General features: G+C 58.8%; 13 protein-coding genes. 4 read left to right on the forward strand and 9 right to left on the reverse strand.

All coding sequences use genetic code 11. The features are described 5' to 3' along the window. Positions 1 to 11 precede the first annotated feature (11 nt). On the reverse strand, positions 12 to 1,172 hold the full coding sequence (gene metK / locus K1X75_16585) for a methionine adenosyltransferase (GenBank protein ID MBX7059683.1): 1,161 nt from the start codon (positions 1,170 to 1,172) through the stop codon (positions 12 to 14). Positions 1,173 to 1,246: 74 nt separating this feature from the next. Here metK and K1X75_16590 point away from each other — a divergent pair, with 74 nt between their 5' ends. Further along, entirely contained in the window at positions 1,247 to 2,350 is a 1,104-nt protein-coding gene (locus tag K1X75_16590) for an aminopeptidase (GenBank protein MBX7059684.1), read from the forward strand. Between the two features lie 109 nt (positions 2,351 to 2,459). Further along, entirely contained in the window at positions 2,460 to 2,900 is a 441-nt protein-coding gene (locus tag K1X75_16595) for a MarR family winged helix-turn-helix transcriptional regulator (GenBank protein MBX7059685.1), read from the forward strand. 6 nt (positions 2,901 to 2,906) lie between these two features. Here K1X75_16595 and K1X75_16600 read toward each other — a convergent pair whose 3' ends face one another. The 8 genes from K1X75_16600 to K1X75_16635 form a co-directional block, all read right to left on the reverse strand. Then, positions 2,907 to 3,644, reverse strand: a complete 738-nt coding sequence (locus K1X75_16600) for a hypothetical protein (protein MBX7059686.1) — start codon at positions 3,642 to 3,644, stop codon at positions 2,907 to 2,909. Between the two features lie 128 nt (positions 3,645 to 3,772). Further along, on the reverse strand, positions 3,773 to 5,299 hold the full coding sequence (gene rodA / locus K1X75_16605; GenBank protein MBX7059687.1) for a rod shape-determining protein RodA: 1,527 nt from the start codon (positions 5,297 to 5,299) through the stop codon (positions 3,773 to 3,775). A 24-nt stretch (positions 5,300 to 5,323) separates the two neighbouring features. Next, positions 5,324 to 7,279 (reverse strand): penicillin-binding protein 2, encoded by a 1,956-nt coding sequence (mrdA, locus tag K1X75_16610; protein MBX7059688.1) that lies wholly within the window; start codon positions 7,277 to 7,279, stop codon positions 5,324 to 5,326. Positions 7,280 to 7,283: 4 nt separating this feature from the next. Then, the gene (gene mreD / locus K1X75_16615; protein ID MBX7059689.1) at positions 7,284 to 7,814 is read right to left on the reverse strand and encodes a rod shape-determining protein MreD; all 531 of its coding nucleotides are present in this window, start codon (positions 7,812 to 7,814) and stop codon (positions 7,284 to 7,286) included. Continuing rightward, a complete protein-coding gene (locus K1X75_16620) occupies positions 7,815 to 8,987 on the reverse strand; it encodes a hypothetical protein (GenBank protein ID MBX7059690.1) in 1,173 nt (390 codons plus the stop codon). 157 nt (positions 8,988 to 9,144) lie between these two features. Continuing rightward, positions 9,145 to 10,167, reverse strand: a complete 1,023-nt coding sequence (locus tag K1X75_16625; protein MBX7059691.1) for a rod shape-determining protein — start codon at positions 10,165 to 10,167, stop codon at positions 9,145 to 9,147. 114 nt (positions 10,168 to 10,281) lie between these two features. Beyond that, positions 10,282 to 11,199, reverse strand: a complete 918-nt coding sequence (locus tag K1X75_16630; GenBank protein MBX7059692.1) for a hypothetical protein — start codon at positions 11,197 to 11,199, stop codon at positions 10,282 to 10,284. 178 nt (positions 11,200 to 11,377) lie between these two features. Next, positions 11,378 to 12,007 carry a hypothetical protein gene (locus K1X75_16635; protein ID MBX7059693.1) on the reverse strand — a complete coding sequence of 210 codons (630 nt, stop codon included), beginning with the start codon at positions 12,005 to 12,007 and terminating at the stop codon, positions 11,378 to 11,380. An 85-nt stretch (positions 12,008 to 12,092) separates the two neighbouring features. Between K1X75_16635 and K1X75_16640 the strand changes: the two genes are divergently transcribed. Both K1X75_16640 and K1X75_16645 read left to right on the forward strand, forming a co-directional pair. Next, positions 12,093 to 13,331 (forward strand): hypothetical protein, encoded by a 1,239-nt coding sequence (locus K1X75_16640; GenBank protein ID MBX7059694.1) that lies wholly within the window; start codon positions 12,093 to 12,095, stop codon positions 13,329 to 13,331. Further along, positions 13,328 to 13,789: a chemotaxis protein CheX gene (locus K1X75_16645; GenBank protein ID MBX7059695.1), complete on the forward strand. Its 462-nt coding sequence runs from the start codon at positions 13,328 to 13,330 to the stop codon at positions 13,787 to 13,789. Before K1X75_16640 ends, K1X75_16645 begins: the two co-directional genes overlap by 4 nt. The last annotated feature ends 248 nt before the right edge of the window (positions 13,790 to 14,037 follow it).

A 14,037-nucleotide genomic window follows, 5' to 3' on the forward strand; every position in this document is an offset into this window, starting at 1 on the left:
GCCCCAGTCGCTCAGCCCTTGAGAGCTGCGGCTTTGTCGGTGCGCTCCCAGGTGAAGGTCTCGCCGCTGCGGCCAAAATGGCCGTAGGCTGCCGTGTCCTGGTAGCGACGTCCCTTCTCGGTGAGTTGCAGGGTGCGATTGATTCCGGACGGACGAAAATCGAACACACTGCGCACGCGCTTTGCAATTTCGTCGTCAGCGATTTTTCCGCTGCCGAAGGAATCGACCATAATGGAAACGGGCTCCGGAAACCCGATCGCGTAAGAAACTTGTACTTCGCAACGATCGGCCAGTCCTGCCGCCACCACGTTCTTGGCGGCGTAGCGGCACATGTAAGCGGCGCTGCGGTCGACCTTGGAGGGGTCTTTGCCGGAGAAGGCGCCGCCGCCGTGACGACCCCAGCCGCCGTAGGTATCGACAATGATCTTGCGCCCGGTGAGGCCACAGTCGCCATGCGGGCCGCCGACCACGAACTTGCCAGTCGGATTGATCAAGTAGCGGGTGTTCTGCAGCAACTCTGCCGGCAGCACCTTCTTGATGATCTGCTCAATCATCATTTCTTCCAGCTGCTTGTGCTGCAGATTTTCGCGGTGTTGTGTTGAGACGACTACAGTGTCGATACGCGCCGGCTTGCCATCGCGGTACTCAACAGTTACCTGGCTTTTCGCGTCCGGGAGAATGTCTTTCATCGCGCCGCTATGGCGCTGATCGGCCAGAAGGTGGAGGATGCGATGCGAAAGCGTGATCGGCATCGGCATCAATTCTTCTGTCTCGTTGATGGCAAAACCAAACATCATACCCTGGTCGCCGGCGCCCTGTTCTTTGAAGAGACCCTCGCCCTCGGTTACGCCCTGCGAAATATCCGGGGATTGTTCATGGACGCGAACCATGACCTCGGCGGTATCCGCATTGAAACCAATATCATTGTGCGTATAACCAATCTGGCGAATCACCTGACGCGCAATCTTCTCAACATCGACGCTGCTTTTGGAGGTAATCTCGCCAGCCACGCAGCAAAAGTCGGTGGTCACCAGGGTCTCGCAGGCTACCCGGCTCTTATTATCGCCGGCCAGATAGGCATCCAGCACCGCGTCGGAGATCTGGTCGCAGACCTTGTCAGGATGGCCCTCGGACACGGATTCGGAAGTGAATAGAAAGTTTTTCAAAGACATGCTCAGGTTTCCTGATTGCCGCCAACTATGGCGAATCTGATACGATTTTTCCAGCGACTCGAACGTCAATGAAAATGTCCCACTCAAACTGGCGGAACCGGAGCGGCTGGCTGGCAGCGCGCAACATGATGCTTGCGGCGGCGGCGCTGCTTTCTTCGGCTTGCAGCTGGGCTGGCTACCTGGGACAGGCAGGTTGCGGCCAGGCCAGTATTCTCTGGCGTCGGACGCCGATTGACCGCGTTCTGCAATCGACCGACTTATCTCAGACGGATCGCGAGGCCCTGCTCTTCGTGCAAGAGGTGCGTCGCTTTGCCATTGAGCGCCTTGGGCTGCGCGCCGGTCAAACCTACACCCAGATCTCGCGCATCGATCGCGAAGCGCTGGCCTGGAACGTAAGTGCGGCCCCGGAGCTGCAACTGCAGCCAGTTACGTGGTGGTTTCCAATCGTGGGTCGGATACCCTATCTTGGCTACTTCAGTCGCGAGGAGGCCGAGGCGCGAGCCCGGCAGTTGAGTGAGGAAGGATATGATGTGCAGCTGTCAGAGGTGGCTGGATATTCGACCCTCGGCTGGTTCGACGACCCGCTTACCTCTCCGCAGTTGCGCTATTCCCGCTACTATCTGGCGTCGTTATTGATCCATGAATCAACGCACGCGACGCTGTGGTTTCCGGGTGATGTCAATTTCAACGAATCTTTTGCCTCCTTTGTGGAGCGTGAAGGCGCCAGGCAGTTTTTTGCCGAACGCGAAGGACCCGGCGGCGATACGGCGAGGCGGATGGAGCGCGCCGCGCCGGAGAAGGCGCAGTGGCGAGCCCTTCATTTTGATTTTGCCGAGAGGTTGCGGCGCCTTTACGCCGACACGGAATTGGCCGAAGAAGTCAAGCGGACTAAAAAACGAGAGGTGTTGCTGGAATTTGTTCAGCAATCACAGAAATTGCGCGCCGGTTTCAGGGCCTTTTTGCCCGCTCCGCCGCAAATTGCAGATGTGAATAATGCTTACTTTCTTGGCTATTTGCGATATAGTTCTGGCAGCAGCTATTTTGAACGCCAATTTAACGCTGCCAACCGTTCCTGGCGCGCGTTTTTTGAGCGAATGGAAGGCTTGCAGGCGCTCAGCGCAGAGCAAAGACGCGCTCTACTGCATGACGAGCCGGCCGGCGAACCATCCGGAATGTAGCGATCTGTTAGCGTCTATTTCAACAATTTACCTCTCTAAACCGTTCCGCAATGAAAAAGAAGGGTTAAATGAGTTGACGTCAGAGGATTGTTGATTTCCCGATCAATGTATGGCAGCATCATCCAGTCTTCTTCTTTCCATTGGCGCCGCATATCGCGGCTCCCTGGAGATTATCAGAAAGTCGGCGGTTCTTAAAGATAAGCATTCAACCCTTGCCGTCTCCATTCTGCAGTACGTAGATCGTAATAGCGGCGTGGCGCAGGGCGAACTCGGGCGCATTTTGCGTCGCGATCCAATGACGATGAGTCAGGCGATCCGCGCCATGCAGGAGGCCGGCTGGCTGGTCAGCAAGGCCGACGCGGAAGATCGTCGTGTGAAGCGCCTGGCCGTCACCGCCAAAGGGAAAAAAGTCAGCAAAGCGATTCGCAGCAGCGAAGAAAAGCTGGCCCGGCATCTGGCCAAAGCGTGGGGTAAATCGCGCTATGAGCGCTTTCTCAAAGACCTCAATGATTACGATGGCGTGCTCAACGCAATTTCCGGCAACGGCTGAGGCCGCTTAGCTTTTGACGTAAAGCCATTCATCCCGGCCGCTGCGATAGCGGCCGGCAATTGCATCATGCGGCGCCGCTAGCGGTCGCAGCGGCTGCGGCGGGCTTGCCAGCCGTTGCACTCGTATGATTTTCTCATATAATAGGCCGCGCCGGCTTCCTGGCTCAGAACCATCAAACACCATCATCCCGTAGCGGCGCGCCGAGTCGGGCCTTATTCCAAGCGATCGCAAATCAGGAAACATAGCCAGATCTTGACCGCGCTCAATAGCATAGCGGCCGAAGCCGTCGGCCTCGCGGACATTGTAGCGAAGTCGGCCCCAGCTGCAGAGCTTCAAACCGGCGCATTCGTAGAAGACCAGCGCAGCTGCGGGGCCTGGCTGTAACAATTGCAGACCCTTCTGCTCTCTGCGCCGTGCGTGGCGAATCCGTTCGGTCCAGAGCGGACTCTCGCGCAGCGATTGTAGTTCTGATTGCAGTCGTTCGTGCCGCTGCTCGCTGCCCGAGGGACTGCGCAACAGGGTTTGCAGCAGGACCATGGCTCGTTTTGCTCGCTCCTGTAAAACCGGATGGGCCTCCTGGACCGCTTGCTGCAGGGCCAGGCAGTGCTCTGCCGCCTCTTCATATCGCTGACGAGTTTGCAGATTGCTGTCGTGCAGGGATCGTGCGGCATCGGCCGTGCGCCGCGCGGCCTCGCAGGCCTCGGATATGCGTTGTTCCAGCTGGTCCAGATCCAGACTTGCCATGGCGTACTTCGGCCCTCTCAGTCCTTTCTATATCGTCGGCCTCGAGACTGATCCGACTCGCGGCCCGGCTTGAGAAGGGCGGCAGCGGCGGGACACCTGTCTGCACTCTGTCCGCAGTGCAGCAAAAATCAATTGGCAAAGCGCCGGCGAAAAATGCTCAGCAACATTCCGGCGCCGGCATAACTTACCAGCAGATGCGATCCGCCGTAACTCATAAAGGAAAGGGGCAATCCTGTCACCGGCAGAAGGCCCAGGGCAATGCCGGCATTGAAAGCCATATGATGAAAGTACATAGCTGCCAGACCGCCGGCCAGCAAGGCGCCAAAGCGGTCGCGCGATTCAAAACTGACCTGCAGGGCGCGCAGCGGAATCAAAAAGAGCAAGGCCAGCATCAGTACGCTGCCCAGAAAACCAGTACGCTCCGCCCAGGCGGTGAAAATAAAATCGGTGAACGCTTCAGGCACCAGCGGCCGCGCGCCAACGGTCATATCGCCTTGAAAAAATCCGCGACCCGTTAGCTCGCCGGAGCCGATGGCCGCCTTTGAGGCGCGAATCTGGTAGGCCAGATCGCGCGGAAATTGATCCGGATTCACAAAGGCCGTGATGCGCGCAATCTGGTGGTACTTAAATGAAAGGGTTGTCTGAAAGGTGGCTGCCGCCAGCAGGGCGACGCCGAGGACGCCCAGCGGAATGTAAGCCTTGCGCAGTCGCGCCATGCTCTGTCCCTGCGTCATTCGAACAACGAAGAGAGCCAGCGCAATGACGGCGAAAATCGCCCCGAGGATGACGAGCAAGGTTGTGTTCTCGAGAGCAAGCAGCAAGACGCCGCCAGATTCAAAACGCACAGTATCCGCAGCGTCGCGCAGCGACTGCATCAGTGCGCCGTTGCCCAGTAGATTTGTTAAGTAGCTTCGATCCTGTTCGGCGATGCCTGCCGGGATGGCGCCGTCGCTCACGAATCGCCAGATGTCCGTTTTCAGGATACGAACCGCAGGCAAAAGCGACTCTGCGCCCAGAGAGGACAGGCGATCGAGCAGCGGGCTGACCAGCGTGATCTTGTGATACTCAACATAGAGCGGGATCAGCGTCGCCACGGCCCCCAGCACAACGACTGAGCCAATGTGGTAAATATCTGCGCCTGCCAGAAACAGCATCAGGAAAAGAATGGGAGCAATGGAGACGGCGCCGCCAAGGTCAGGCTGCACCACGATTAACAACATCGGCAAGAGGGCTATGCCGGCGGGAATGACCAGCGATTGTAGCTTATTTAGTTCTCGTTCCTTCAACTCCAGGTACTTTGCCAATAACAGAACAGTTGCCAGCTTGGCAATTTCTGAAGATTGGAAGCCAAACCAACCAAATCGAATCCACGAACGCGCGCCCTTGCTTTCGTCGCCGATGATCATCGTCAACAGCAGCAAAAAGATGCCGATGCCGTAGAGCGGAAGGGCCAATCCGCCAAGAACCTGGTAGTTTACGCGCCTTATAGCAAAGCAAACAATCAAAGCTAATCCGAAAAATATCAGCTGCCGGTACCAGCGGCCCGGCGGCTCTTCCAGGATCGACTCCTGCGCATAGAGCGTGAAGATCCCGGCAATGGTAATTGCCGCAGCTGCGCCAAAGAAGATCCAGTCGATTCGCCTGAGTTGGTCCACTGCTATGCCGCCGGACTGCCTTGCCTATTGTTCAACCTGCGGCGCTGGCAGCGGCGCCGTCGGACCAGCGCCAGATGGCGCGCTTGCGGCCGCGCCGGCTGGCGGCGAGCCAAGCTCCAGTGCAGCGCTGCCAGCGCGCGGCGGGATGTAGTCGCGAAATGCGGCGCGAAACATCTCGCCGGCTACAGGCGCCGCCATTGCGCCGCCGCCCATGCCGTACTCAACGAAGACAACGATGACCAGTTGCTCTTCGGGCGGAGCGCCGTAAGGCGCAAAGCCGGCAAACCAGGCGTGGTTGCGGCCGCGCGTACGGCTGCGGGTCTGCGCAGTGCCGGTCTTGCCCGCGATCGGCACCGGAATGGCCATCATATGGCGTGCACTGCCGCGGGAAACTACAGCGCGCAAGCCCTCCTGCACGGTGGCCAGCGAATCCAGCGATACGGGAGTTTCCGCCAGCAATTGCGGCTGAAAGCGACGCAAAACGCCGTCGTCCACTGGATCGCGCACCTCGCGCACCAGATGCGGACGATACATCTTGCCGCGATTGGCCAGCGCCGAATAGAACAAGGCCAGCTCCATCGGCGTCGTTTCCAGATATCCCTGTCCGATGGCAAGATTCACCGTGTCGCCGTCATACCAGCGACTGGACATGTGCAATTGTTTCCAGCGCGCATCGGGGACGCGTCCTTCCACCTCGCCGGGCAGATCAATTTCCGTCTTGCGATCAAAGCCAAAGGCGCGTGCGTACTGTATGATCGGGCGCGCGCCGATATGGTAGCCCAGATTGTAGAAGTAGACGTTGCAGCTCTGGGCAATGGCGCCAACCAGGTCATTGGTTCCATGGCCGGCCTGCCAGCAGTTGAAGTTTGTATCAGGGATGCCGGGCATGCTGGAGTGCAGGGTGAAATGACCGTAGCAGCTGTAGCTGGTGCTGCGCGTTACATCGTGGCGCGGCGAGGCCTCCAGCGCCGCCAGCGCCACCAGCGGCTTGAATGTTGAGGCAGGCGGAAATTTTGCCTGGGTCACAAGGTTCAAGAATCCTTCGTGATCGCGCACTTCTTCCAGATGGCGGGCCCGTTGCTCGCTATTGCCGCTGGAGAGAATATTGGGATCGTAACTGGGCTGTGAAATCAAGGCTACGATCTCGCCCGTCGCCGGACGAATGGCCACTGCGGCGCCGCGCAAACCGCCGTTGATCAAAGCGCGATAGCCGGCGGCCTGAACATTACGATCAATCGTCAGAATCAGCGTATTGCCCTGTTCGGTGTAGGCGACCTGCTCTTCAGCATCAATGATGCGGTGGCGCAGCCGAACGCCGTCGGTGCCGCGCAGCTCGGAATCATAACGCGCCTCGATCCCATCTTTGCCAAGGGTCTGATAGGAAAGGGCCAGGCCCTGGTCCAGTTGAGTGGCCGAGGGCAGGCCGATGTAGCCCGACACATGCGCCAGCGCCGGTCCCATGGTATAGTAGCGCATATGTTTGACCAGGAATTCGCCCTGATTGCCAAGATGCAGATCGGCCAGGCGCTCCTCTTCGCGACGCGTCATGCGCGTCAGCAGAATAATTGATTCGTTCTTGCGCACCAGAGAACGCCACGCGGCCGGCTGCAGGTAGCGGGCAAATTCCGCATAGTCCCGACCCATCACGCTGCAGAAGCTTTTAAGGAATCGCTCGCCTTCCTCGCGGCTGGCAAAGCGCGCCGGATAGACCACAAAGTCTTTGAATCGAATGTTCTGCACCAGCGGTTCGTCGCCTGGCTTGTAATTGCGATCAAACATAAGGCCGCGCGGGGCTACGGTGAACTCCTGCCGCGATACAAACTGTCGCGCCCGCCGGCGATTTTCAGCGCCCTGGACCAGTTGCAAATTGCCAAGCTGAATCAGCAAAGAAAGGATAACCGCGAAAACAACGGCAGTAAGTATGTACAATCGAATCTGAAACTTTCTCTCCAGGCGCCATTCGTACAGGGAGCGACTCATGGTATCATTCCTCCCCCGTTTCGCGGATACGGTAGATCCAACCCATCAGGGTGAACCAGAGCGGCGCAATGAATGCGGTGTAAAGGGCTGGACCAAAAAGTGAATAGTTCTTGTTGAAATCGTCAACGATTCCTTGCAAGAGCCAGGTGAGTATTCGGACGACAAAAGTAGAAATCAATACGAGGACTATAATTGGCAGCGTCCGGCGGCGATCGATTACCCGATTGATTTTACCCAGAAAGAAGCCGCTCAGGGCATAAATCAGCGAATGGATCCCGATCAGCGGGGTGAATTCCGCCGAGGACTGGCCAACGACCCAATTGGCGCTGTCCTCAAGCAGGCCCGCAAAGAAGCCGACCCACAAGCCGGTTAGCTCTCCTCGAAACAATGCAAAGAAGATTACAAACATCAACAGGAAGTCCGGATTGATGATGCCGGTGTTCATGAAGCTGAAGTTCAGACTCAAGAACTGGATGTCCTTGAGAAAATAGCAGATCGCCATGCCGAGGGCGATGACTCCGCTTTCGATCAACATCTATGGATTTCCTGCGCCCGGCGAGGGCAAATTGAAGTTCTGGATGCGCCTTCGGGGCGGTTGCTGGGTTTCGCCCGGTTTTTCCGCTGCGGCGCCCGGGTTCGGGACGGGATTCGCTTCCGGCAATGGTTGCGGAGCGCTCTGGGCGGCATTGGTCGGAGCAGCGCCGCTGTCGTTGTCGCGACGTCGCCGCGCAGTCTCGCGCAACGTGGAATCCGTATAAACCGGAGGTCCGAATTCTGTTTCCAGATGCTCTTCCCATCGTTCCCGCTGATCCCAGCCGCTGGACCAGGGCGTTGGCCGCTTCAGCAAGACCGAGACGATGTCCAGATTCTCGATCGGGGCGATGGGTTGGATGTAGGCGGTACGAAAATCATTCTCGCGCGGCCCTTCGCCCCGGACAAAGCCGATGGGAATACCCGCAGGAAAGACGCCGCCTTCGCCGCTGCTGTATACGATTTGATCCTTCGGAATGGCTGAATCGGTGTGCGAAAGGATGGCCCGGTTCGGATCGCTATCTGCAGTAATGAAGGTGATGATTGGCTCCAGTGAACGGCCGCTGTTGCCGTTGAGTATTGCCCATTGACCTGAGTCGCCAATGCGTACGCCCATCTGAAAGCCAGGGTGAACCAGCGGTTGAACTACAGCCGTGCTGGAGTCGACAGAAACAATGACGCCGACCAGACAGCGGATCAGATTCTGATTGGCGTCATGGGCCCGGGCGATTACCGGCATCAAGGGCGTTACGCCCTGGTCGGCGCCGCGATTGATGATGATGCGCGGCGACAGAGTGTTCAGACGCGCGCCGATGACCTGAGCGCGTACTTCCGGATAGTCTGCAGAGGGCAGAAAGCCCAGCGCTTCGCGCAGTTTCTCGTTTTCGCGGCGCAGCAAGTCGAACTTGTCCTTTTCCAGGCGGTGCTCTTCCAGCGCTTTCTGCGCCTGCTCATAGCGTTGTTCCAGTTCGCGGTACTTATCCAGTTCTACCCAGATGGCGCCGCCAAAGCTCAAACCGGAATTCAGAGTGGAAGTGAAGCGATCGGCCAGTCGGCCAAAATAGCCCATGCCCTGTGAGAACGGATTCCGTTGCCAGAGGAGGCTGATCAGCGAAAAGCCGATGCAAAACGTCAGGCTGAAGCTGTTGCGGTTCCGCCAGAGTATGTCCCAGAGCATGGCCCGATTTCTCCCGCCTATTCAGGAAGCCGATCGCGGAGCAAACATCGCTGGCGTCGCTCCACAGGTCCCGGTAATTTTGACAGCGCACTCATGGGCGCAGGCAGCATCGACCGATTTGTCTCTCATTCAACGGTCCGGCGGTCTGCGATCGGCCTTATTTCATTCCTGACCGAACGTACTTCAATTCGTCCAGGTATTTCCCGGTGCCCATCACCACGCAGGTCAACGGATTCTCGGCCCGAAAGACGGGGACGCCAGTTTCCTTACTCAGGAACTTGTCCAGACCCTTGAGCAGGCAGCCCCCGCCGGTCATTACAATGCCGCGTTCGACGATATCGGCGGCCAGCTCCGGAGGGGTGCGCTCCAGGGTCGACTTAACGGCTTCGAGAATGGCGTCGATAGGCTCCTTCAACGCCTTGCGGATCTCGTTGGAATCAATTTCCAGGGTGCGCGGCAGGCCGCTGATCGCATCGCGGCCGCGCAGCTCCATCACCTCGGTTTTCTTCTCGGGGTAGGCATTGCCGATGGTCAGCTTCACATCTTCGGCCATGCGCTCGCCAATGACCAGGTTGTACTGCGTTCTGAGATAGCGAATGATTGCTTCGTCAAACTCGTCGCCGCCGATGCGAATCGAATCGGCGATGACCATGCCGCCCAGGGAAATAACGGCGATCTCCGTAGTTCCGCCGCCAATATCGACAATCATAGTGCCGGCGGGCTCGTTGATTGGAACGTTGGCGCCAATGGCGGCAGCCAGGGCTTCCTCAATCAGCAGGATTTCGCGCGCCCCGGCTTGCTCCGCCGATTCACGCACGGCGCGTTTTTCCACCTCAGTGATTCCCGATGGAACGCCAATGACCATACGCGGCTTGACCAGCGTGGTGCGCTTGTGCACCTTCTGGATGAAGTAGCGGATCATCTTTTCTACGGTTTCGAAGTCGGCAATAACGCCGTCTTTCATCGGTCGGATGGCAACGATGTCGCCGGGCGTGCGTCCAAGCATACGCTTCGCTTCGTGACCTACGGCCAGAACCTTGCCGGTGGAAGACTGAACGGCAACGACCGACGGCTCGGACAGGACAATGCCCATTCCTTTGACATGCACCAGGGTATTGGCAGTACCCAGATCGATGCCCATGTCGTTGGAGAACATGCCGTAGATTCTATCCAGGAACATGGATTCGATTTCCCTGCTGCGTTTTGGGCGACCATCCAGCGGATGGTTACCAGCCCGCCCATGGCGTCGCAGGGGGGCCTGCCGTCAAGCAAAGGATGTTGCAGCGCCCCACGCTCAAGGCGTTGCGGGCTTCACAGCCTCAATGCGCTCTTCGAGGAAGGGGTCGGCGCCGCCGGCCAGCTGTAAGGCCTGCTCAAAGTAGGGCAGCGCCGCCAGCTTGCCGCGCTGGACCAGAAACACCTCGCCTTCCAGTCGCGCCGCTTCGCTGGCATAGAGCGGAGATTCAGTCGATTGCTGTTTGACCTGACGCGCCAGATAAAGGGCCTGCAAATAGTCGCGCGAATGCAAGGCGCCGTGCGCGAGGATCAGGATGCGCGCCCGCTCGCTCAGCGCAAGGCGAGGAACCGCGCCTGCTGCCGCAGGCGCTGCCACCTGTGCGGCAAGCGCTGTGAGCTCGCCATTCTTGCCGAGAATTGAGTAGAGCGCCATACCGATCCAATCGCGCAACGCCAGTTGCGGGCCGCTGAGTTCTTCCGCTTTGGCGCGCGCCAGCAGCTCCAGCAGCTGTGGATCTGTCCGGCCAGTGTAGAAAAGGTCTCCGTAGACCAGGGCCAGATGCGCCGCCGAGGAGTGCTTCAACTCGGGCTCGAGCGCCAGCGCCTTGCGCATTTCTCGAGAGATGCGCAAGGCCAGCGCGGCAATGCCCATGCGACCTTCTTCCGCGGCCGCCGGCTGTGGAAGGTAGCCCCGTCCGCTGAGCTGCACCAGCGAGTCGCCATCCAGCGGGGCGCGCAAGGCCAGCTCATAGAAGTCAAGGAGTCCCTGATAGTAGAAGAATTCAGGGTCCCCTGGCTTGTTCCGGCCATGAATCTCCAGTAGCTTGCGTATATCCTTCAGACTCTCCAGCAGATCAGCGCTGTCGCCGGTGCGCTTCTGCCACCGCTCTTCGAGATCATCCAGTTTGCGCTCAATGCGCAAGATTGCATCGCCAGTGATGCGATAGTAAATGCGCGTACCGAACCAGTAGCTCAAAAACGCGACCGCAACCGCCAATCCGGCGAGTAACGCCCAGAGCCACCGGCGTCCCGGTTTGCGACGCGAAGTAACGCGGTAGTCTCGGGTGAGCATGCAATGAGGACCGGGCAACGCCGGCAAGGGCGCTGACGTTTGAAACCTTATTTCTTGAGCGCAAGGGAAGGGCCAGAGATTTTCAGGCGGCGCCAACCTGCGCGCGCCGTTTCAGGTACTGCCGGACCTGTTCGAATTGATCTGTCAAAAACAGCGGCGCTGGAACCGCAGGGCTGGAGGGCAGCAGAGCCAGACCGCCCGACTGAAAGAGAATTTGCTCCAGTTCGCTGGCAGTGTAACTGTAGATAGCCGGTCCGCACAGAATGCGAAAGGCGGCAGCATCGATCGACATTGTGCCAGCGCCAATGCGCTTCAATTCTGGAAAGAGTTTGAGCATTTGGTCGCCGTCGCCGCTTTGCAGCCGAAAGATGCGGCGGCCATAGTCCAGATAGAGCGTTCCCTGCACCGTGATGCCGCTGTCCGGGTTTTGCCGATGGGGGCGGGCGGCCGACAACACGCGCAGCGTCTCGGCCAGACCTTCCAGCTCTACGCGACGAAAGGCCGAGGGCGAAGCTGGCACACTGGCGCCGGACTCTACGCTGTAAGGCGGGGGAACAAGCGGCGATGCGGGCCCTTCCGCTGTCTGCCGCAGGCCTTCGCTGGCGGCGGCCGGGCGCTGCAGCGCAGGTCGGCCAGTATGAAACAGCGCATAGGCAACGTAAGCTATGCACGCTGCGCCGCCGGCAATTAACAAGAAAGCCGCCCAGACCATACTATGCCTACATCATCGGCCGCCGGGAGTCTCCTGCCGTCGATTTTCCGCTGGCGGCGGAGGCCATAGAACAAAAGCTGCGCCGGTGAATGATGCACTCGAGTTACTGAAGAAAGGCGCCGCCTGGTTGATCATCGCAATGCTGGCGATTATCATGGGCATCGGACTGGTATTCAATCGCGGCGCCTCGCGGGAATACATGGATCAGCTGGCGCAGAGCGGCAGACTGGGCGAATTCGATGGCCAGGAACTGGACAGGGCGCTGCTAGCCGCCGCCGATTCGCGCTGCGAGGCGCAGTACAACCTGTTTGCGGCGCAACTGTCCGCCCAATTTGGCGGCCAATCCAACCAGGATTTTTCGCGCTTCTTCAACCGGGCCCAATGCCGGCGCGGCCAGCTCACGGAAACCTACGGCCTGGCCAAGCTTGGCGAGAGACTTGGACTCGATGTAACGGAAGAGAAGATCATAGCCGATGTGGCCGAAGAAGCGCGCAATCTGCATGGCAATCAGAACTCGGTCCTGCCTGAAGACCGTATGCCGGTGGAAGAAATTTACCGGCGACGACTGCTGGCATTGCCGCTACGGACGCGTCGGCTGTTGCGCCGCGCCGAGCTGGCCTCCACTCAGCTTTACAATTCAGGTCATCTGGTCAGCCAATCGATGGTTCGCGCCAGCATGCTGGCCCAGACTACCAGCTTCGACGCTCGTATCATTCGTTTCACCAATCCGCAATTGCAGGATTTGATCCGGCAGAAAATGACCATTACTGAAGATCAAATTCGCAGAGAATATGATGCGGAACAGGCCAGGCTGGAGGAGTCGCAACGCAAGCCCTACGAGAGTGAGAAACTCTTCACCGAGAATCGACTGCGCACCCGTCTGGCTCAAGAAGAAATGAACCGGCGTCGCAAAACGTTGACCGAACTGCCGCGCGGCTTTTCGATCCAGCAGGCGGAGCAGCTGTTGGGAATGACGGCCGAGCGTGCAGTCAATGTATCGCTCAGTTCCGTAGGCAGCGTCAAGCTGAGCAGCGGACAGCTCGTTTCACTGGCCATTCCAGCCTTCATGACGGAACTGGCCACCCGGGGTGCAGGCGCTGGCGCCGGCGTCTACGTCGACGGCGAATACACAATGGTGGCTGCGATTGATGCCGTGCATACCCCCAACCAGCCGGCTGCGGCCGCATCGCTGGACCGCAAGCGCGAAGAAATCAACGGTCAGCTTGGCAATCAGGCGCGGGGCTATTTGCAAAACGAAGAAATATTGCGTGGTCGCTTCCATATTCCCGGGGAAGAGCAATCGCCTGTGGACCAGGAACAGTGAAGGCAGAGCTGATCAATCCGATCCTGGCGGCGACCGCCGGCGTGCTGCGGCAACTGGCAAAGCTGGAAGTGGTTCGGGGTCGATCGCTGCTGCTGAACAATCCGCGGCCCTCGCACGAAGTAGCCATTTTTGTTGGAATCACGGGGGCGCAAAGCGGTCACGCCATCTATTCGATGAACTATGAATCCGCATTGAAGCTTGCCGCGCGCCTGATGCCCGGGTCCGACGAGGCCCTTGTTCGCAGCGAGTACCGCGATGCGCTGGGCGAAGTGGCCAATATGATTACCGGCGTCGCCATCCAGCAATTCATGCGCGGCGCCGCCGGCGTCGATCTGACCACGCCGATGGTCGCCGATTTGCGCCACAACGCAGCGCCGGACATGCCAGACATGCCGACCCTTGCTCTGAATCTCTATACTGTCGCCGGCTTGATAGAAATCCATTTCGCAATGAAATAGCCAGCGGCGCGCCGCGGTTTCCCGCCGCCCCGAGATCCTGCTCAGCTCTTGAAAAATTCTTCTACGGCCGGCGCCAGCCGCTCCGACATAGGAAGAGTCATTCGTGTAACTCCTGAGGGCCCTGGCAACGGGGCCCTTTTTTTGTTTCATTTTTACGTGCTCCTCGCCGCGCGTCGTGCGCGTCTCGTCGCACGTTTTCAATCAGCAGTTGGGACGCAAAATGCATCCCTGCATTTTGCTGGCTTCAG

The organism is Leptospirales bacterium, assembly GCA_019694655.1.
Taxonomy (GTDB): Bacteria; Spirochaetota; Leptospiria; order Leptospirales; family Leptonemataceae; genus SSF53.